Annotated in this window: 21 protein-coding genes; 3 read left to right on the top strand and 18 right to left on the bottom strand. The window is 46.4% G+C overall.

The window, feature by feature from the left end:
* The first annotated feature begins 118 nt into the window (after nt 1-118).
* Complete coding sequence (locus ACFQ45_RS15890) at nt 119-793, top strand: hypothetical protein (protein ID WP_377369464.1); 675 nt, start codon at nt 119-121, stop codon at nt 791-793.
* Here the strand turns inward: ACFQ45_RS15890 and ACFQ45_RS15885 are convergent.
* From ACFQ45_RS15885 to ACFQ45_RS15825, 13 genes are all read right to left on the bottom strand, one after another.
* Complete coding sequence (locus tag ACFQ45_RS15885) at nt 785-1,663, bottom strand: GNAT family N-acetyltransferase (protein WP_377369462.1); 879 nt, start codon at nt 1,661-1,663, stop codon at nt 785-787. The two genes, ACFQ45_RS15890 and ACFQ45_RS15885, sit on opposite strands and share 9 nt — an antisense overlap.
* 292 nt (nt 1,664-1,955) lie before the next feature.
* Entirely contained in the window at nt 1,956-2,915 is a 960-nt protein-coding gene (gene lipA, locus ACFQ45_RS15880) for a lipoyl synthase (protein ID WP_377369460.1), read from the bottom strand.
* 6 nt (nt 2,916-2,921) lie between these two features.
* Nucleotides 2,922-3,560: a lipoyl(octanoyl) transferase LipB gene (gene lipB / locus ACFQ45_RS15875; RefSeq protein ID WP_377369458.1), complete on the bottom strand. Its 639-nt coding sequence runs from the start codon at nt 3,558-3,560 to the stop codon at nt 2,922-2,924.
* Nucleotides 3,561-3,563: 3 nt separating this feature from the next.
* Nucleotides 3,564-3,869: a YbeD family protein gene (locus ACFQ45_RS15870; RefSeq protein WP_377369456.1), complete on the bottom strand. Its 306-nt coding sequence runs from the start codon at nt 3,867-3,869 to the stop codon at nt 3,564-3,566.
* A 17-nt stretch (nt 3,870-3,886) separates the two neighbouring features.
* Nucleotides 3,887-5,035, bottom strand: coding sequence for a D-alanyl-D-alanine carboxypeptidase family protein (locus ACFQ45_RS15865; RefSeq protein WP_377369454.1), 1,149 nt, complete (start codon nt 5,033-5,035; stop codon nt 3,887-3,889).
* 83 nt (nt 5,036-5,118) lie between these two features.
* On the bottom strand, nt 5,119-6,063 hold the full coding sequence (locus ACFQ45_RS15860; protein WP_377369452.1) for a septal ring lytic transglycosylase RlpA family protein: 945 nt from the start codon (nt 6,061-6,063) through the stop codon (nt 5,119-5,121).
* Nucleotides 6,050-7,075, bottom strand: a complete 1,026-nt coding sequence (mltB, locus tag ACFQ45_RS15855) for a lytic murein transglycosylase B (RefSeq protein WP_377369450.1) — start codon at nt 7,073-7,075, stop codon at nt 6,050-6,052. The genes ACFQ45_RS15860 and mltB overlap by 14 nt, the downstream gene beginning before the upstream one ends.
* On the bottom strand, nt 7,075-8,196 hold the full coding sequence (gene rodA, locus ACFQ45_RS15850; RefSeq protein WP_377369448.1) for a rod shape-determining protein RodA: 1,122 nt from the start codon (nt 8,194-8,196) through the stop codon (nt 7,075-7,077). Before rodA ends, mltB begins: the two co-directional genes overlap by 1 nt.
* A complete protein-coding gene (gene mrdA, locus ACFQ45_RS15845) occupies nt 8,193-10,070 on the bottom strand; it encodes a penicillin-binding protein 2 (protein WP_377369446.1) in 1,878 nt (625 codons plus the stop codon). Before mrdA ends, rodA begins: the two co-directional genes overlap by 4 nt.
* A gap of 9 nt (nt 10,071-10,079) precedes the next feature.
* Nucleotides 10,080-10,547: a 23S rRNA (pseudouridine(1915)-N(3))-methyltransferase RlmH gene (gene rlmH, locus ACFQ45_RS15840; RefSeq protein ID WP_377369444.1), complete on the bottom strand. Its 468-nt coding sequence runs from the start codon at nt 10,545-10,547 to the stop codon at nt 10,080-10,082.
* Between the two features lie 10 nt (nt 10,548-10,557).
* A complete protein-coding gene (rsfS, locus tag ACFQ45_RS15835; protein WP_377369442.1) occupies nt 10,558-10,911 on the bottom strand; it encodes a ribosome silencing factor in 354 nt (117 codons plus the stop codon).
* 14 nt (nt 10,912-10,925) lie between these two features.
* Nucleotides 10,926-11,597 carry a nicotinate-nucleotide adenylyltransferase gene (nadD, locus tag ACFQ45_RS15830; protein ID WP_377369440.1) on the bottom strand — a complete coding sequence of 224 codons (672 nt, stop codon included), beginning with the start codon at nt 11,595-11,597 and terminating at the stop codon, nt 10,926-10,928.
* The gene (locus tag ACFQ45_RS15825) at nt 11,587-12,843 is read right to left on the bottom strand and encodes a glutamate-5-semialdehyde dehydrogenase (RefSeq protein ID WP_377369438.1); all 1,257 of its coding nucleotides are present in this window, start codon (nt 12,841-12,843) and stop codon (nt 11,587-11,589) included. The genes nadD and ACFQ45_RS15825 overlap by 11 nt, the downstream gene beginning before the upstream one ends.
* A 133-nt stretch (nt 12,844-12,976) precedes the next feature.
* Between ACFQ45_RS15825 and tsaA the strand changes: the two genes are divergently transcribed.
* On the top strand, nt 12,977-13,738 hold the full coding sequence (gene tsaA, locus ACFQ45_RS15820; protein WP_377369436.1) for a tRNA (N6-threonylcarbamoyladenosine(37)-N6)-methyltransferase TrmO: 762 nt from the start codon (nt 12,977-12,979) through the stop codon (nt 13,736-13,738).
* Nucleotides 13,695-13,955 carry a hypothetical protein gene (locus tag ACFQ45_RS15815; RefSeq protein WP_377369434.1) on the top strand — a complete coding sequence of 87 codons (261 nt, stop codon included), beginning with the start codon at nt 13,695-13,697 and terminating at the stop codon, nt 13,953-13,955. Before tsaA ends, ACFQ45_RS15815 begins: the two co-directional genes overlap by 44 nt.
* A 130-nt stretch (nt 13,956-14,085) precedes the next feature.
* Here ACFQ45_RS15815 and rpsA read toward each other — a convergent pair whose 3' ends face one another.
* From rpsA to serC, 5 genes are all read right to left on the bottom strand, one after another.
* Nucleotides 14,086-15,768, bottom strand: coding sequence for a 30S ribosomal protein S1 (gene rpsA, locus ACFQ45_RS15810; RefSeq protein ID WP_377369432.1), 1,683 nt, complete (start codon nt 15,766-15,768; stop codon nt 14,086-14,088).
* A gap of 162 nt (nt 15,769-15,930) precedes the next feature.
* Nucleotides 15,931-16,614 (bottom strand): (d)CMP kinase, encoded by a 684-nt coding sequence (cmk, locus tag ACFQ45_RS15805; RefSeq protein ID WP_377369430.1) that lies wholly within the window; start codon nt 16,612-16,614, stop codon nt 15,931-15,933.
* 15 nt (nt 16,615-16,629) lie between these two features.
* On the bottom strand, nt 16,630-18,831 hold the full coding sequence (locus tag ACFQ45_RS15800) for a prephenate dehydrogenase/arogenate dehydrogenase family protein (RefSeq protein WP_377369428.1): 2,202 nt from the start codon (nt 18,829-18,831) through the stop codon (nt 16,630-16,632).
* A 20-nt stretch (nt 18,832-18,851) separates the two neighbouring features.
* Nucleotides 18,852-19,973, bottom strand: a complete 1,122-nt coding sequence (pheA, locus tag ACFQ45_RS15795) for a prephenate dehydratase (protein ID WP_377369426.1) — start codon at nt 19,971-19,973, stop codon at nt 18,852-18,854.
* 19 nt (nt 19,974-19,992) lie between these two features.
* Nucleotides 19,993-21,075 (bottom strand): 3-phosphoserine/phosphohydroxythreonine transaminase, encoded by a 1,083-nt coding sequence (gene serC, locus ACFQ45_RS15790; protein WP_377369424.1) that lies wholly within the window; start codon nt 21,073-21,075, stop codon nt 19,993-19,995.
* Nucleotides 21,076-21,138 lie beyond the last annotated feature (63 nt).

Below are 21,138 nucleotides of genomic sequence, written 5' to 3'. Positions count from 1 at the left end.
AACTACTATAATGAGGCGTCATTTCAGCTGCAACCATTGCCGTGTCTGAATTCAGTAATAGTCTTGGATTTCTTTCCGTTGTAGACTGCAAATACTAGGAAATAAGGAGCAAAGCATCATGATGCAGACGCCTCTGGGCAATCAGGGCTGGCAAAAGATTCTTTACAACACGTCTCGTTTCAGGGTGTACGAAGTACAGTTAACCTTAAATGACCATGCCCAGCACAATTATGTCTTCCCTAGCGATGCCATGCTATTTGTTTGTGATGGTCAGCTGTTTATTCAATCTACTCTGGAAGAGTCTTCCCTTAAGACCAACCAAGCCGTCTGGATACGCCATAACTTATCGGTACGCTGTGTCACAGTATCCCCTAGCACCCGCTTCTTCGTCATTGTCTTTTTAGGTCAAACTTCTCGAGAGAATGCACGATTTGAACGGTTTGCCAGCGGTACGGAAGCAAAGAAGCAGAATCGAAATGGCGTCACCCAATGGACTGTAGGGGATAAGACATCAGCAAAAATAGAATGGCACATGTTTCCACCAGGCCACAAAGAGCCTTTTTACTACCTCAAATCCTCTGAGCAATTTGTTGTGCCCATTAATACTGAACGGGACCTCCTCATTGAATACACAGGTTCTGAACCAGTAGGCATAACGCCAAGCGGCCTGTTAATCCCAGCAGGTAAAACTCGTAGCTTGATTAACAACTCTGATAAGCCCATCACTTTCTTAAGTGTTGCCGCTCCCTTCCCTAAACAAAGCCGGGTACTCAAACTCTCTCGTTCAACGTAGGGTTAACGCTGTCAAAACGTGATCTTCCCAAACACCATTGATTTTAAGGTAATTGCGCGCCATCCCTTCTCTCTCAAAGTTCATCCGTTGTAGAACTGCGGCACTGCGATGATTTCTGGGCATGTAACAGGCTTGAATTCGATCAATATTAAGCTCAGATGAAATGTACCGGATGCCAGCCTGCAATACTTCTTGCATCAAGCCTTTTCCCTGGTGCTCATAGGCAATGCTATAGCCTAAGAAGCAAGACTGGGAAATTCCCCTCACAAACTGTGAATAATTACTGTAAGCCAACATTTCATTTTCGCCTGGTGACAGTAAACACAAGACACAGCCTCGATCTTCAATAAAATCCTTACGCATCTCCTTTATGCGCAGATAGCAGGTTTCTTCTGTGTAGTAGTCATCATTCCGTTGCGGCTCCCATGGGGTCAAATGGTCCTTTTGTTCATTGACGTAGCGATGTAGCAAAGGCATATCCTTAACGTCCAGTAACTTTAAAATGCCTCGAGGAGTCTTAATCACGGGAAAACGCCCACTCTCTTTCCAACTTTGGTTACTCACCGACACATCCTCCTGCACCACTTCCATGAGCTTTAAGCGATATTCATCAAACCAACACTGATTACCAATGGATAGAGTTCGACGCAGCATGGTGTGATTCATCCAAGCCTCAGCTTCCACTTTTGTGCGCCAGTAAATTGTTAACTGAGACCGCTCATCCGCCAGCCATTCAAAATACAAATATCCTGGTTGCCCCTGGGCCAGCTCAATGACTTTTTCTGTCATAACACGAAACATGACATCTTCACGCAGTTCAGAGGTGCTAAGGCTTACAGCAAAATACGGGGTCTCGAACACTAATTCCATGGAAATAAATCCTCTACATCACAAATAAAAATGAACCCACTTTAAAATTGATTGTCTATAATTTATACAACCTGAGATTAAGGACTTTGAGCACTATCTCAGTTTAGGAAACGTTCTAGCGGCAATTAGAAGATTTCCATGAAGTTCAATCGCTCCCACACGTTACATGGCGCTCCCCTTTGCGCCTCTAGGGAAAGTATATTAACCCGCTACAGCTGTAGCGGGTTTTTTTTACATAAAAAAAGCGAGGGACTTCAAGTCGCTCGCTTTTTCAAGTAATGCCTAAGACGGCTTAGGAAACTCGCTCACCATGAGCTTGCTTGTCAGCATGGTAAGAGGAACGCACTAATGGGCCACATGCCGCATGCTTAAAGCCTAGCTCTTTTGCTACCTGCTCGTAACGCTCAAACTCTTCTGGGTGAACGAAGCGATCCATTGGGAAGTGATGCTTAGACGGTTGCAAATATTGACCAATCGTCAACATATCCACATTGTGGGCACGTAGGTCTTTCATCACCTCAACAATTTCTTCAAATGTTTCACCCATCCCCACCATTAAACCAGATTTGGTTGGCACATCAGGACAACGCTCTTTGAATTTCTTCAATAGATCAAGCGACCATTGATAATCAGAGCCAGGACGCACTTGGCGGTATAAACGGGGGATCGACTCAAGGTTGTGGTTGAAGACGTCTGGTGGAGAAACTTGCAAAATATCCAGTGCCACATCCATACGACCACGGAAGTCTGGCACCAAGGTTTCAATCTCAATACTTGGGCTCAACTTACGCGTTTCATCAATACAATCCACAAAATGCTGAGCACCACCATCACGCAAATCATCACGGTCCACAGAGGTGATCACGACGTATTTCAAACGCATGTCACGTATCGCTACAGCAAGCTCTTTTGGCTCATCTTGACTCAATGCATTAGGTCGGCCATGAGCAACATCACAAAACGGACAACGACGGGTACAGATGTCACCCATGATCATGAAGGTAGCGGTACCGTTAGAAAAACACTCCCCAAGGTTTGGGCAGTTAGCTTCTTCACATACTGACGCTAATTTGTGTTCACGCAGAGTGCTTTTAATACGCGCGATCTCTGGTGATGCTGGCATTCGCACTCGTAGCCAGTCCGGCTTACGTGGGATTTCTTCGGTTGGGATAACCTTTACAGGGATACGTGCCATTTTGTCGGCACCACGTAGTTTCTCGCCCTGTACGACTCGCTTTTGCTGAGTTGTCATTCTTATTCACCCTTGTTGGATAGTCGGATGAGAATATCCGAGACGCTCAGCCAGTATATTTGCCAGCTGAACTTTCACCTGCGCCATAGACGTTTCCGGCTGTAGACGCTTCATATCAATCATTTGTAGGCCTTGGTAGCCACACGGATTTATCCGTAAAAAAGGCATGAGATCCATATCGACATTCAATGCCACACCATGAAACGAACACCCTCTTCGTACTCGTAAGCCAAGGGAAGAAATTTTCATTTCATCCACATAAACACCAGGAGCATCCGGCTTGGGGTAGGACGTAATACCGTTCGCTTGCAAAACGTCCACAATAGAATTTTCAATCAGTGTGACTAGATCTCTGACCCCTATTCCACAACGCTTTAGGTCAATCATGATGTAAGCGATCAACTGACCTGGGCCATGATAGGTAATCTGACCACCTCGGTCTGCCTGTATGACAGGAATATCCCCAGCATTAAGCAAATGCTCCGCTTTACCTGCTTGTCCCTGAGTAAACACAGGCGGATGCTCGAGCAACCAAATTTGGTCTGGGTCGTCTTTTGTTCGAGTCTGGGTGAAGGCTTTCATGTCTTCCCAAGTCGACTCGTATGGCACCACACCGAGGTCGCGGCACAGAAGAGTTTTCGGCATGAATTAAATGACCATTTTAACTGCTTCAACAGCCATTAGGTCACCGTGAAGCTTTGCAAGCTGCTCTTCACTTTGCGCATTAATGCGAAAACTGAAGCTAACAAACCGCCCTTTTGAGGAGCGGTTTAAACTGATCGTTGTATCATCGAAGTCAGGTGCATGCTTGCGCACGCACCCGACAACGTTAACTTGAGTGTCGTCAGCATCCATTGCAACGACTTTAATCAGGTAATTTTCACAAGGAAACTCGATTTTAGGCGCATCTGGTGCGTCCTGTGCGATATCACCTGTTTTATTAATTAAAGCCATATAAGCTGTATCACCGTTTAGAACAAGTTCATAAAGAACAATTTGATTTTATCGAATAAGCGTTTAAAGAAGCCGCCTTCTTCCACTGACTCTAATGCTACTACATCTCGCTCTAGCAAGATATTGTCAGGCGTACCAACAATAATTTTACCTAGCACATCACCCGCAGCAATCGGCGCTTCAATTTCTTGTTTCAGCTCAAGAGAGGCTGGAATAGAGTCGGCGTTTTGGCGTGGCATTGTCACCAATACATCTTCAGTAAAACCAACTTTTACAGAATCCGCTTCGCCGCCCCATACCTTAGCATCGCTTAAGGATTGGCCTGCATTATACAGCTTACGAGTCTCGTAGTAACGGAAACCATAGTTCAAAAGTTTTTGTGATTCTGCAGCTCGGGCCTCATCAGACGAAGTCCCCAGAACCACTGTAATCAAACGAGTGCCGTTACGAACTGCTGAAGCAGCCAAACAGTAGCCCGCGGCTTCTGTGTGACCGGTCTTTAAACCATCTACTGTCTTATCTCGCCATAACAATTTGTTGCGGTTTGGCTGACGGATATCGTTGTACGTGAAGTACTTTTCATTGTACATCTTGTAGTTTTCTGGGAAGTGAATGATGGTTGCACGGGATAGCAAGGCAAGATCACGGGCACTTGAGTAATGGTCTTCCGCAGGGAAGCCCGTTGAATTCACAAAGTGGGTGTTATCCATCCCTAATAATCGTGCATGCTGATTCATCAGATCAGCAAAAGCAGATTCACCGCCCGCCACATGTTCTGCTACGGCAACACTGGCATCGTTACCGGATTGAATAATGATGCCACGCATCAGATCTTCTAGGCGCACCTGAGTCCCCTCTCGAATAAACATGCGAGAGCCCTCCATACGCCAAGCTTTTTCACTGATGGTTACTTTATCATCTAAGGTAATATTGCCTTTCGCCAACTCGTACTCGGCAATATAGGCAGTCATCAGCTTAGTCAGACTTGCAGGTGGCAATGGTTCGTCACTGTTATGCTCAACCAAAATATCGCCCGTATAAGCATCCATTAGAATATAACTTTTCGCGGATAATTGAGGTGGCGCTGGGATCAAAGAAGGTGCCGCATTTGCTACGGACACGACGAGGGACATTGCTACAATAAATAGTGAAAAAAGTCGTTTCATACTGGTCAACGTTTTAGCCTGATTCGTGAGGTTGAGAATAATACTAGAGCAAGGTTTGAATCTCTAGCCTCGTAAAAGTTCCCCTAGGGAGTTAACGCTACTTTTACACTTTTACCAAACCCTGCTGACTCAAGTTTCGCTTGCCAAGCTTCTAACTTAGCATTTGAGTCATAGGGGCCAACGAACACACGGTACAATCCATCGTCGGATTGACGAGTTTGAATGTTAATGGCGGTATCGAACTGCTCAAAAAGTTTCTGTTTTAGATTATCCGCGGAGGATTCCTTAGAAAACGCAGCCAATTGCAAATGACTAAACAGAAGGTCATTTGACGGAGCTGACGCCGGTGCGACAACTGGGGAAGGCTCTATCGCCACAGGCGTTGATGGGGCACTTGCCACCGGCTGCTTATTGGTTTTCACAGACACCACTTCGCCTGGCTTCGGCGTAATCGCCTCCACCTTAACTCGAGCAAGCCCCTTATTGTGATAATCCAAGCGAGCCGCCGCGGCATAGGACAAATCAATCAAACGGTCCCCATGGAAGGGTCCCCGGTCATTTACTCGCACAATGACACTGCGCTGATTGTCTAAGTTTGTGACCTTCACGTAGGTCGGCAAAGGCAAAGACTTATGGGCGGCAGAAAAGGCATACATATCGTAGGTTTCGCCGTTAGAGGTTTTATGCCCATGGAACTTATTCCCATACCAGGACGCTGTGCCAGTAGCTGTATAACCTTCCGCCGAGTCCATCACATAATACTTTTTACCCCAAACCTCGTATGGAGATTTATTGCCTCCGCGGCTTTTGGGTTCATATTTAGGAACCAGATCAGGTAAGTGGTCTACATTGACTTCATCAGTTGGGCCGTGATCTTGAAGAATAGAATAACGACCGCCTCCAGAAGCCTTATCGTAGTCAATACTGCTAGACGATGCGCCAGCCTTGGTACCACTAAGGTGTTGAGTGCTCATACAGCCAGCTAAACCAGCCGAGCACATCAAGAAAAACAGTTTAACTACCTTCACTCTGAGCAATCCTATTTGCTAGTTCCAAGACAGCCATGGCATAACGTCGGCTGGGGTTGTAATCCATAATTGTAAAGAAGTTCTCATAGGCAAGCCAATAGGCTTTAGAACCTTCTTTATCCTGTAAACCAATGAGTCCTGCATCTCCATACACATATTCACTGGTGGACCAAACCCCTTTCTCTGACCATTCCCTTAATGTGTAAAGTGGTTTGCGCCCTTTGTTAATCAAATCATCAACCGCTGACTCATCATCCACTCTGGCAGTACTCACGGTATAGGCTCCCGCTTGCCAGCCATGATGTTTCATATAGTTTGCAACGCTACCGATCGCATCAGCATTAGAGCCCCAAAGATCTACGTGATCATTTCCATCATAATCAATCGCTAACTTTAAATAATTACTGGGCATAAATTGAACCATGCCTAATGCACCACTGTAGGAGCCTTTGGTGGTTCCTACCGTCCAGCCTTCTTGGCGCGCCAAAATAAGGTATGCCTCCAGCTCGCTGCGAAAATACTGGCCACGGCGAGGATAATCAAATGCCAAAGTAGCCAGTGAGGTAAAAACATCTCGATTTCCGGTAATACGGCCATAAGACGTCTCAACACCGATCAAAGCGACAATGACAGGCCATGGCACTCCGAACTCCGCCTCTGCTTTATCGAGCCAAGCCTTATTTTTCCGAGCAAAAGCAACCCCATCCCGCACTCTAACAGGGTCTATAAAGCGTTTACGATACTCGTAATATGGGGTAATCACTTCCGGTTGATTATCGGATTTAGTAATGACTTGAACACGTTTCTCTGTTTTCGAGAATATATCAACCAAAAGTTGGCGATCATACTGATGTTTGTTCACCATATGATCAATAAACTCAAGCACTTCTGGCTGTGAAATATAAGTTTTGGGTGTAGGCTCTGAAACAATTGGAGTGGGTTGAGAATCCACCGTAGCTGAACATCCTGTAAGAGCAAGTGTTACGCTCAGTGCAATAATTCGTAAAGACATTACTGGGCCCTTTTATGCGTTTGAATCGACATCAAAATACCAAAGGTCGCCATAATGGTAATAATGGAGGTGCCACCATAGCTGACCAGCGGTAACGGTACACCGACTACAGGCAAGATCCCAGAAACCATGCCAATATTTACAAACATATACACAAAGAAGGTTAAGGTAATACTGCCCGCCAACAGGCGAGCATAGTTATCTTCAGCGTACGCTGCGATGTAAAGCCCCCGAGCGATAACCAACAGGTAAGCACACATAAGCAAGGCGCAGCCAATTAGGCCAAACTCTTCCGCCAACACAGCAATGATAAAATCCGTATGACTCTCGGGAAGGAAATTTAACTGGGCTTGGGAGCCTTCCAGCCAACCCTTACCGTGGACACCACCTGAACCAATCGCAGTCTTAGACTGTATGATGTTCCACCCGGAACCAAGGGGATCGCTTTCTGGGTCTAAGAAGGTTAACACCCGCTGTTTTTGATACTCCCGCATCACCTGCCACAAGCTGTAAGCGGCAATAGGCGCTATCGCAGCCGCACTAAGGATGTAACGCCAACCAAGACCCGCTAAAAATAATGCAAAAATCCCGGACACACCAACCAACAACGCTGTCCCTAAGTCAGGCTGTTTAGCAATCATCATAGACGGCACAGCAATCACAATCAGCACCGTCACAATTTCTTTCAACGTAGGGGGGATAGGACGATGAGCAAAGTACCAAGCCACCATCATAGGCATAACAATTTTCATGATCTCAGAGGGCTGAAAACGCAGTCCACCTGGCAACGCTAACCAACGCTGGGCCCCTTTAGCGCCCACCCCAAACAACAACACTCCAACCAACATGGCGACCAATACAGCAAAGAGTATTGGTGAAGCTCGGCGCATATATTTAGGCGGCAATTGCGCCAGACCTAAACACACAGCCATACCAATTCCGAGACGAAGCACTTGGCGTTCTACCATGGCCACATCCTGACCAGAAGCAGAATAAAGTACAAACAAGCCTCCCGTCATCAGCAACAATAGAGCGAGCAATAACAGAATATCAACGTGAGTCAGCTGCCAGAGCCGAGCATTGGTAAAGGAGACTATACGCTGGTAAAGCGACTTATTCATCGACGCCCCTCAGTGAAATAATCGTAACTGGATGGATAATCGTCGTACAAATAAGCATCAAATAGCGCCTTCGTCAGGTCTGCAGGTTTAGAGCTGCTACCGCCATTTTCAAAGATCGCAAATACGGCAATTTTAGGTTTATCAGCAGGGGCAAAACCAATGAATAGAGCATGGTCATGGAGTCGTTTATCGAGGCTGTCCGCGTCGTACTCTTGGTCTTCCTGTAAACTGAATACCTGCCCTGTACCCGTTTTACCCGCTATTTCATAGTCCGTTCCACGAAGACGACGAGCCGTCCCTTTAGAATCCGTCACAACCTTTTTCATTGCTGTCACCATGCGTTCCCAGTTGCGTTGATCCTTCAGCTTAATTTGATGAAGGTTCGGATTACCTTCTTCAAATTCCGGCTCATGATCTGATACGGATTCCGCCATACGCGGATAAAACATCTTACCGCGCGCAGCCAAAGCAGATGTTGCAGCAGCAATTTGTATCGGGGTGGCCACCATAAAGCCTTGCCCTATCCCCACGTTTACAGAGTCGCCGGGGTACCATGGTTCTTTATAACGGGCCATTTTCCATTCATTGGAGGGCAACAATCCACTACTGACACCATGAAGATCTAAGATAGTCTCTTGACCAAAACCGAATTTAGATAAAAAGGTGTGTATTGGTGTGATCCCCATCTTATGAGCCAGCTGGTAATAGTAAGTATCCACGGACTCTATGATAGAGCGCTCAAGGTCAATCCAACCATGACCTGTACGTTTCCAGTCTCGATAGCGTCGGCCATTAGGGTTTATCTGATAATAACCTCGAGCGTAGTAGCTTTCATCCCAAGTTGAAAACCCGTACTCCAACCCAGCAAGAGCCATAAAGGGCTTAATAGTGGAAGCAGGCGGATACCCTCCACGTAAGGCACGATTAAACAATGGCAGGCGCTTATCGTCCCTAAGACGATCATAGTTTTTAACGGAAATTCCCCGTACAAAAAGATTCGGATCATAGCCTGGCTTAGATACCATAGCCAAGATCCCTCCGGTGTTTGGGTCAATGGCAATGACCGAGCCTTTATAATTGCCAAGCAGATCGTAAGCATATTGTTGTAGCCGGGCATCCAGGTATAAATGAACATCTTGCCCAGGGGTCGGATTCTGTCGTTCGATCTCAGACATAATACGCCCGCGGGCATTGACTTCTACCTTTGAGATACCAGGTTTGCCGAATAAGGTTTCTTCGTAGAACTCTTCTACGCCAGTCTTACCAATAAACAAAGCCCCTTGGTAAGCTAATCGGTCCACCCGTTCTAGGTCTTTGGAGGTAATGCGACCAACATAGCCCACCGCATGGGCGAATGCTTCGCCGTAAGGATAGAAGCGCGTTAGCTGAGCTTCTACTTGCACCCCATCTAACTGAAACAGATCTACGGACACTTTTGCCCATTCCGCATCCGTCAGTTGGGATTTAAGAGTGATGGATTGGTAAGGTCGGCGGTACTCTTTGAGCTTAGAACGGTAGTTTTCCCATTCCTCAGGAGAGATATCAATGACATCAGAGAGCTTCTTCTGGAGCTCGTCAAGATTACCCGCTCGCTCGGGAATCACGGTTAAACTATGAATCGGGCGATTGTCTGCCAAAACAATGCCATTACGATCGTAGATAAGCCCACGTGGAGGTGGCTCAGTCACCAACATAACGCGGTTTTCGTTGGCCTTGGTTTGGTACAGGTCATATTGCATCACCTGCAAATAAAACAAACGAGCCATCAGCACACCAACCATCACCAGGACAAATAACGCAGCAACAATAATACGGCGCTGAGTTAAACGTTGTTCCTGACGGTAGTTACGGAAGACCTGATGATGCTTGCCCAAAATAACACTCTAGCGATGGTACGGATGATTATTCATTAATGTCCAAGCTCGATAAATCTGCTCGGCTAACAAGATTCTAACCATGGGATGTGGCAAAGTAAGCTTTGATAACGACCAGGCTTGATCCGCTCTCGCAGTACAGCGTGGATCAAGACCATCTGGGCCACCCACCAACAGCGAAATGTTGTAACCATCCATACGCCATTGGCCAGTCTGTTCGGCTAACTGCTCCGTTGACCAAGACTTACCCAGCACCTCCAAGGCGATCACTTTATCGCCATTCGGGATAGCCGCCAACATGGCGTCGCCTTCCTTTTGAATGGCTTTAGCAATATCAGTATTTTTGCCTCGAGGTGACATAGGCAACTCAACCAGCTCTAATGCAAAATCTTTCGGCAATCGCTTAGCATACTCTTCGTAGCCTTGCGTGACCCATTTTGGCATTTTTGTGCCGACTGCAATTAAACGAACCCGCATCAAAAACGCCTTAACGCTGCTCTGGTGTGATATTCCACAGTTTTTCTAGGTCGTAGAACGAGCGGGCCTCTTCAGTCATTACATGAACGACCACATCGTATAGATCCACTAGTACCCAATCACTTCCCATCTCGCGACCTTCACTACCTAGAGGCTGGAGGCCTTTACTTTTAGCGTGTTCAACAACGTTTTGACCAAGGGAGTGCACATGACGTTTGGACGTACCGGTACAAATCACCATAAAGTCCATCATGTCTGTTAGTTCACTCACGTTTAGTACCGTGATGTTATCGCCTTTCACATCCTCTAATGCTTCGACTGCCAATTCGAGAATTTGTTCAGCTGATAATTGATCTTGGCTCATAGTTTTGGATAACCCTATTTATATAAAGAATGCGCTTCAATAAAGCGCTGTATTGTCTCAGGCACGAGATACGCAATCGATGCGTTCTCGCGACATAGTTTTCTTACCTGACTGGAGGAAATCGCTAACGGCGTAAAACTTTCCATCCAAATCTTTCCAGCGGGCGCGCATTGTAACTCAGCTACGTTCTGGGCTCGATGTTTTTCATAAAACTCTTCCAAGGTGGAGATAAAATCAGGCTCCCAGCCAGGGCGAGAGATCACCAGAATATGCGCCACGTCTAATAAACTTTGCCACTCAGCCCAGGTTGGCAAGGACAAAAAGCTGTCCATCCCCACTACCATAATGATAGGTTCTTCTTCCCCTAATTCATTACGTAGCTCCTGCAAGGTATCCTTGGTGTAGCTTGGCCCTTCGCGCAGAATCTCGCGGGGGTCTACTTCTAACCGTATGTCTGCTTGAATACCCAGCTCAACCATTTGCAAACGCTGCTCTGGGGTTACCGAAGGCTGATCTTTATGAACCGGCTGAAAACACGGCACCATACGCAGGCTTTTAAAACGAAAGAAGTCCAGAATATCCACAGCCGAACGCAAATGACCATGATGGATAGGATCAAAGGTCCCACCCATCACAACCGTACCGCTGTTTTCATTGACTATTGGGGTAAAAGACTCAATTGTCACGGGTGTGACCATCCCCTAATACGACGTATTTTTGACTGGTTAAACCTATCAACCCCACAGGTCCGCGGGCATGAATTTTATCGGTTGAAATACCAATTTCAGCCCCTAACCCATATTCGAAGCCATCTGCAAAAGCGGTAGAAGCATTAACCATTACGGAAGAAGAGTCTACTTCAGCCATAAATGCACGGGTTTTAGAGTAATTCTGCGACACAATGGCATCAGAGTGGTGGGAGCCATATTGGTTAATATGGGCAATAGCTTCATCCATGTCTGCTACCAACTTGATAGACAATTTAGGAGCTAAGTACTCAGTATACCAATCCTCTTCCGTAGCAGGTGCCGCCTCAATAATGTCACGGGCTTGCTCACACGCTACCAGTTCAACGCCTTTCTGGGCCAATGCATCTGCTAGGCAAGGCAATATCGCTTTAGCCACCTTGGTGTTAACCAATAAGGACTCCATGGCATTACACACACCGTAGCGGCGGGTTTTAGCATTCATAGCGATTTTAAACGCTTTTTCTAAATCCGCTTCGTCATCAATGTAAACATGACAGTTGCCATCCAGATGCTTAATCACAGGCACACGGGCGTCTGCACTGATGCGTTCGATCAAGCCCTTGCCACCGCGAGGCACAATGACATCAACAAATTCAGGCATGGTAATCAAACGTCCAACCGCTTCACGATCAACAGTGTTAATGACTTGCACCGCATCTGCTGGTAAACCAGCCGTCAACAAACCTGTTTGCACGGCCTCAGCAATAGCCTGGTTAGAGTAAAAGGCTTCGCTGCCACCACGTAAAATAGTCGCATTACCTGATTTAAGACACAGACTCGCCGCATCAATGGTTACATTTGGGCGGGACTCATAAATGATACCAATCACACCTAACGGCACACGCATTTTGCCCAGCTGGATGCCTGATGGACGAAACACCATATCTGTAATTTCTCCTACAGGATCTGGCAAGCTAGCCACCTGCTTGAGACCTTCTATCATGCCGTCAATACGTCCGTCATTCAGTTCCAAACGATCCAACAAGGCAGCATCTAAGCCCTTTTGTTTGCCGTTTTCTAAGTCCTTAGCATTCTCTTCTTTCAATCGAGGTCGTGCATCTTCCAAAGCATCTGCCATGGCGAACAAAGCATTATTCTTTTGTTCGGTGGTCGCACGGGTCAATAGTCGTGACGCGGCACGGGCTTTTTGACCAACTTCGTTCATGTAAGATTCTAAGGACATTGCTTTCTCTCTTTTTTGCTTATTAGCGAGTTTACTTCCCTATTCGGGCGCTATAGAAACAGATAGGCGCTATACTAACACATCTTGTAGAATCTCATTCCCAAATATTTGACGTAATTATTCATCCATTCCCATGTCAGAACATTTTAAATTCCAACAAATTGGCATCGCACACTCTTGCTACCAACAGAAATTTGGCATCCCCAGACAACCAGGTCTAGTGACGGAAGCAACGGCGAGCATAGAACTACTCCCGCCTTTCAATCGACTTGATACACTGGATGGGTTAGAGGGTTTCTCCCACATCTGGGTACACTTTATTTTTCACCAATGTATGAATGAGAAATGGAAAGCCAAGATTCGCCCCCCTAGGCTTGGAGGTAAAGAGAAAATCGGTATCTTTGCCTCACGGGCAACCCATAGACCGAATCCCTTGGGGTTATCCGTGGTAGAAGTTAAAGGCATTCGTCAGGAAGGTAAGCAAGTTTTCATCGATATCATTGGTGCAGATCTGCTCGACAAAACCCCGATTGTCGATATCAAACCCTACTTACCTTACGCAGACGCACTCCCCCATGCCAAAGGTGGATTCGCGCCACTGGCCACCCCCCTTACTAACGTTAACTTCAGTGAACTCGCAATAGACCAGCTAAAAGACTATAAAGATATCTATGACAGAGATTTGCAACCATTGATTGAACAGGTCATTGGCCAAGACCCTCGCCCCTCTTATCTAAAGGGGTCCGAGGGCAGAGAGCACGGCAACCAACTGTGGAATGCCAATATAAAATGGGTCGCTAAAGCGAATCAGTTTTGGGTCACCGAAGTGCAGTTCCCAAGGAGCGTAAAAGATGAACAAGTCCAAAATGCTCAACGCCTACAAGACTGTGAATAACTTACAGCCTAAGAGTGACGCCACAATAGGCGACAATTCACAGGAAAAAAAGATCTATCGATCAGAATATGATGAAAGGTTGATCAAAGAGTACCACTTTGCCAAGTTTCAGAAGAATTTACACCAAATTCAGAACAATAAAGAGCTCGCCGAACTGCTCGAAAAAGAGGATTGGAGTGAAGACGACATGAAGACTTTATTAGCCGCTTTTCGTTAACAATTTAACTATACCCATATTTATCCACACCTTCTGTGCATAGTTTATTTGTCAATCAAAGTCTGAAAAAAAGCATAAAAAAAGCGGACCATAAGGTCCGCTTTTTAAAAACATAATCCGTTAATTCGAATTAGTTTTGGTTCTCAAGTTGAGCTTTGATTAGGTCACCGATTGTAGTCGGGCCATTTGTCTCAGCTTGTTGTTTCTCAGAGTGAGATTTCAGTGCTGCTTTCTCTTCAGAAGCGTCTTTCGCTTTGATAGAGATAGCGATAGTGCGAGCTTTACGATCAACGTTTACGATCGCAGCTTCAACAGCATCACCTTCTTTAAGTACAGAAGAAGCATCTTCTACACGCTCACGGCTGATTTCAGAAACTTTCAAGTAAGCTTCTACGCCTTCAGCTAGAGTAACAACAGCACCTTTCGCATCAACTTCAGCAACAGTACCGTTTACGATAGCACCTTTGTCGTTTTCAGCAACGAATGCAACAAAAGGATCTTGCTCTAGTTGTTTAACACCTAGAGAGATACGCTCACGCTCAGCATCGATAGAAAGAACAACTGTTTCTAGAACATCACCTTTCTTGTACTTACGTACTGCTTCTTCACCAGTTTCGTCCCAAGATAGGTCAGATAGGTGAACAAGACCATCGATACCGCCGTCAAGACCGATGAATACACCAAAGTCAGTGATAGACTTGATGGCACCAGAGATCTTGTCGTTCTTGTTGAAAGAAGTAGCGAACTCTTCCCATGGGTTTGGAGTGCACTGCTTGATACCTAGAGAGATACGACGACGCTCTTCATCGATGTCAAGGATCATAACTTCTACTTCATCACCGATCTGAACAACTTTAGATGGGTGGATGTTTTTGTTAGTCCAATCCATTTCAGAAACGTGAACAAGACCTTCTACGCCTTCTTCAAGCTCTGCGAAGCAGCCGTAATCCGTTAGGTTAGTTACACGTGCAGTAACTTTAGTACCTTCTGGGTAACGAGCTTTGATTGCTACCCATGGATCTTCGCCTAGTTGCTTAAGACCTAGAGATACGCGGTTACGCTCGCGATCAAACTTAAGAACTTTAACGTCGATCTCATCACCTACAGCGATGATTTCGCTTGGGTGCTTGATACGCTTCCAAGACATGTCAGTGATGTGTAGAAGACCATCAACACCACCCAAGTCAACGAACGCACCGTAATCAGTAAGGTTCTTAACGATACCTTTAACTTCTTGACCTTCTTCAAGGTTAGCAAGAAGAGTTTCACGCTCAGCGCTGTTAGTCGCTTCCATAACGGCACGACGAGATACAACAACGTTGTTACGTTTCTGATCAAGCTTGATAAGTTTGAACTCAAGTTCAACACCTTCAAGGTGAGATGTGTCACGGATAGGACGAACATCTACCAAAGAACCTGGCAAGAAAGCACGGATGTTAGCGATATCCACAGTGAAGCCACCTTTGACTTTACCGTTGATAACACCCTTAACGATTTCACTTTCTTCGTATGCTTTTTCAAGTACAGCCCAAGTTTCAGCACGCTTAGCTTTCTCACGAGAAAGTTTAGTTTCACCGAAACCATCTTCAACTGCATCTAGAGCTACTTTAACTTCGTCGCCGATGTTAAGAGTGAATTCGCCGGTCTCACTTAGGAATTGAGAACGAGGGATAACGCCTTCAGATTTTAGACCTGCGTGAACTGTTACCCAATCGCTGTCGATGTCAACAACGATACCAGTAACAATCGAGCCTGGCGCCATTTCTACGCTTTTTAGGCTTTCTTCAAACAGTTCTGCGAAGCTTTGAGTCATTGTGATTCCTATATATACGGAACAACTAAATGTTCCCTGCCACATCACCAGCTATATGTGGGGTTAATTTACAGTGATTGCGACGCCAGTGGTTGCTGGTCCTGCCGTCGACTTATTCCTACTATTTTAGCACATTAATTGAGCACAAAAACAGATTAAAACTTAAATGTATGAAGCTTTTGATGCCTCAGAGAGCACAACTTCAACAACTTCATCAATACTCAGGTCAGTGCTATCGATCACCAGTGCACCCGCCGCCGGTACAAGTGGCGCCACAGCACGGTTAGCATCACGCTCATCACGCTCTTTGATGGTCTTAACTAGCTCATCAAAATTGACCTCATCTCCCTTGTCCTGTAGCTGAAGCATACGACGTTGCGCACGCTCTTCTGCGCTGGCAGTCAGAAAGACTTTAATAGACGCCTCAGGGAAAACAACAGTCCCCATATCTCGTCCATCCGCCACCAATCCAGGCGTTTGCGCAAAGGCGCGCTGACGCACCAACAGCCCCTCACGGACTTCAGGGATAGCCGCTAGCTTAGATGCCTGGTTTCCCACTGTTTCAGTACGAATCGCCTGGGTGACCACTTCACCTTCAAGGATTATTTCAACTTTGCCTTCTGGCGTTTGCAGGAACTGAATATCCAAATGCTCCGCTAACACCTTCAACGCTTCTACATCTTCAACTGACATACCATGATGCGACACAGCAAGGGCCAATAAACGATACAACGCACCACTATCAAGCAAATGCCAACCCAGCTTCTCTGCAACGATTTGACTTACCGTGCCTTTACCAGCACCACTTGGGCCATCAATCGTAATAACTGGGGCTTGATTTAACATAAATGTTCCTCTTCCTTAGATGTGTACTGAAGCCTTTAGGCCCAGCATCACAGCAATTTCTTCTAAATTTGGAATTTGTTCTAATATTTTTTGACAGTCACGTACGACAGCGCCGTTTCGACAACGGGCAGAAAGCAATAGGAATGCCAACGCCACTAAATCATTACCCGCACTGTCTAAATCGCCACCTTCAGGCACCTTGCCTGTGATATGCAACACCCCACCTTGCCACTGGCAGTCACCACCGATGTGGTTCACACCATCTACTAAAGTCGTCATACGATCTTCGTAGAAATAAGGCAATTGGGAAATCCCTTCAAATGAGCTATCTCCTTGCGCAAAAACAGCTGCAACCGCTAACAAAGGCAAAAACTCTCGGTATTCATAAACCTCCGCAGGAGAAAGATGAATACCCTTTAGTTTTGCAAACGACACCTTAAACGATCGCGTGCTAAATAATCCTTGAGGCTCTGAAAGCCAATCAATCTGAACCCCCATCTTAGGCAACAGATCAAATAGCAGCCGCCCTCGACCAATGGTGGACACCTCATTGATTTGCAACGAGGAACCAGGCAGTAATACGGCTAGCAAGGCACTCCAGATGACTTGTTGCAAGTCCGAAGGCAAATCAATCTCCGCTCCCTCCAATGGTGAAGGCATAACTTTTAGACATTGAGAGCCTGACATTGAGACACCAAAGGCAGAAAAAAGTCCCCGTGTCTGTGCATCAATAGCTATTTGCCCTTTAAACTCACTGTCTTGCTCTGCGTATAGACTTAACAAAAGCGCACTAGAGACCAACCGAGAAGATGGCGAACCAGGTAACTCTCCGGAGACACTTTTAATCACTGCAGGCGTCACTTTAAAGGGCAGACAATCCGCCGGCGCAGAGGTCACTTGCGCTCCTGAACGGGTTAGCAACTCAAGGAGATGCGTAAAAGGCGTATTTAATAAAGCACCTTCACCAATCACTTCAACTGGGAAATTTTGCCCCGCCAAAATAGGCAGTAATAAATACAAGCTAGTAGCCGATTCATGAACATTGACAGGGGCAATGGGTGCCCGCAACCCAGTTCGACCCACACCATGAATGCGTACAGCCCCATGACCAAACTCTTCAATGACTACGCCCATATCACGTAATGCCTGCATGGTGATTTTGACATCACCTGCTAAATCAACATTACCTAATTCACTGACCCCATCAGACAGGGCGGCCATAATAAGGGCTCTATGTGACAAAGATTTGTCACCAGTGAATTTTATTTCACCATTTACCGCTGAGGCTGGCGCCACGGCCATTGAGATTTGTTTTTGCTGAGGCTTGCCAATGGTACGTTGCTCAAGCAGACGCAAAAAATGATCCCGAGCAGACTTAGCTCGAGTAAACACGCCATACATGGAAGCGCCATCCGCCTCAACGATGGCCTGACGCATTTCAGCAAGACGATCGGTAAATAAATCGAGGGTCGCAAGGGTTGCGTCTTTATTGGCTAAAAACACATCTCGCCACATAACCGGATCACTGGAAGCGATTCGTGTAAAATCACGGAACCCCCCCGCCGCAAAGCGGAAGATATCCTGACTCCGATCGGCATTAGCCAAGGTATCCACTAGGGTATAAGCCAATAGATGCGGCAAATGACTTGAAGCAGCCAATACATGGTCATGATGCTCCACATCCATGCTCACCACATCTGCCCCCACAGCACGCCAAAGACGATGCAAACGGTCCAGTAGCTCAGGATCTGAGTCAGGAAGTGGCGTAACTATCGCCATATGCTTTTCAAACAAATGAGGGTTAGCCGCGAGTACACCACTCTTTTCTGCACCGGCGATAGGATGACCAGGGATAAAGTTCTCTGGGGCAGCACCAAACACTTTCGTCGCCGCAGCCACCACACTCCCCTTAGTGGAGCCAACATCCGTTAACAAGGTATCGGAGCGAAGATGGGGCTTAATCTCAGCTAAGACGGACTCCATGGCTCGCACTGGGGTTGCTAAGATAATAATGTCCATCTTTTGGATGGTGTCAGCATCAAGTTGCGCCGGATAATCAATCACGCCGGTAGAAACACCCAGCGTTAACTCTCCTGCACGACGATCTGCACCAAACAAAGTTGCCAAGCCTTGCTGCTTTAAACTCTTGGCAAATGAGCCACCAATCATCCCTAAACCGACGATCAGGACATTTCCGAACTCTTTATTATCTTGCATTATATTTATCTTTTTTAGCGTTACAGAACAGCGACTGGGTAAGATCCCAACACCTTCACTTCAGAAGCACGCTCGCGCAACTCTTCGATGACGGAACGGCACTGGGCATCTTCGCAATGACCGACAAAATCGATATAAAAAACATATCCCCACTTACTGATTAATGAAGGACGTGTTTCCAATCGAGTCATGTCAACACCGTGACGCTCAAAGGACTCCAGCAGGCGATACAACGCACCTGGCTCATTTTTTGCGCTCACCAACAAAGAGGTTTTATCCTTGCCACTTGGCGGAATTTTTTCATTGCCGATGATTAAGAAGCGAGTCGTATTATCTGGATGATCTTCAATATTCGCTGATACAACGGACAAGCTGTAAAGCTCGCTGGCGATATCACCCGCAATGGCAGCGACAGCCTTACCATTCTTACCTGCTTCTTCTGCCAAGCGAGCACCCTCAGCATTGGAGCTAACCGCCACGCGCTCTGCATGGGGCCAATAGCGGTCCAACCAAGCACGACATTGAGCTAAAGACTGCTGATGAGAATAAATGTGTGTCACATCATCTGGGTTCACATTGGGTGCCACCAAAAGATTATGGTGGATGCGCACTTCCACTTCACCACAGATTTTAAGGCGAGAGCCACGGAAGCTATCCAAAGTATGATTAACAACGCCCTCGGTAGAATTCTCTACTGGCACCACCCCATAGTTGGCTGCCCCTGACTCTACCTCACGGAATACTTCATCAATCGCAGCCATTGGGGCACTTACGATAGAATTACCAAAGTGCTTAAGGGCCGCCTGTTGCGTAAAAGTCCCCACAGGTCCCAAGAAAGCAATACGCATTGGCTTTTCCAGGGCCAAACATGAAGACATAATCTGACGAAAAATCTTCGCCATTTCTTCATTACCAAGGGGGCCTTCATTACGCTCCATGACGCGTCGAAGAACTTGTGCTTCACGTTCAGGGCGATAAAACACTGCGCTCTGCACACCCTGCTCTGCCATTTTAACTTCTGCGACTTTTTCCGCGCACATGGCACGCTCATTGATTAGGCGCTGGATTTGCGAATCGAGAGCATCTATGCGATCACGCAGTAATGGCAGGGTTGTCGGAATATCATCTTTTTTTGTCGACATGGAACGTATCCTATTACTATTAACCGTAACGTTTTTCGAAGGCCGCCATGAATTCAATCAAGGCCTCAACCCCAGCTTTTGGCATGGCATTGTAAATGCTCGCACGCATACCCCCTACAGAACGATGGCCTGCAAGGGTGCGCAATCCAGCGGCATCGGACTCTTTCAAGAAGGTCGCTTCAAGGGATTCGTCTGCTAGAACAAATGGCACATTCATACGAGAACGGTAACGAACATCAATAGGGTTAGAGTAAAAACCGCTATTATCAATAGCACTGTAAAGCATGGCAGCTTTTTCAATGTTGATTTGCTCCATGGCAGCAACACCGCCTTGGGCTTCTAGCCACTCAAACACCAAATCCGCTAGATAGATTGCAAAAGTCGGCGGAGTATTGATCATGGAATCATTTTTCGCCAGATTTTCAAATGACCAAACCGTTGGCAAGACATCATTGTTGCTGCGCGCCAATAGATCCTTACGAATAATATTGATCACCACACCCGCAGGGCCAACATTTTTCTGTGCGCCGGCATAAATCAGACCGTATTTGCTCACATCGATGTTACGAGACAAAATTGTTGATGACAGATCAGCAACAATCGGCAGATCCGTTTCAGGCAAAGCATCAAACTCTAAGCCACCAATGGTTTCATTTGGCGTCAAATGTAGGTAAGCCGCCTTTTCGTCTAACTCAAGGGAGGAGAAGTCAGGCACTGTGGTGTAATTCTGAGCCTTGCTAGAGCCTGATACGACAACATTGGCGTACTTCTTAGCCTCTTTAATTGCTTTCGTAGACCATGCACCTGTATCTAGATAACAAGCACTATCAAAGCCATTAGTTAGGTTGGCCGGAATCTGGGCAAACAGAGCCGAAGCGCCACCCTGAGCAAAAACGATTTCATAGTCATCAGGAATGTTCAGCAACCGAGCCAAGCGCGCTTTGGTCGACGCAAGAATGGAAACAAATTCATCACTACGGTGACTCATTTCCATTACCGACACACCTGTGCCATGCCAATCCAACAATTCTGCTTGTGCTTTTTCTAAAACCGCTTCTGGGAGCGCAGCGGGACCAGAACAAAAGTTATAAACTCGGCTCATTCTGCCTAAAACCTCATAAGGTAAGTGGTATATCTATACAAAAGAAGGCGCACTCGAGGTGCG

The organism is Rhodanobacter aciditrophus (assembly GCF_042679525.1).
Lineage (GTDB): Bacteria > Pseudomonadota > Gammaproteobacteria > Pseudomonadales > Marinomonadaceae > Marinomonas > Marinomonas aciditrophus.
Note: the sequence above shows the minus strand (reverse complement) of the source record. Positions and strands in the feature narration are given on the sequence as shown.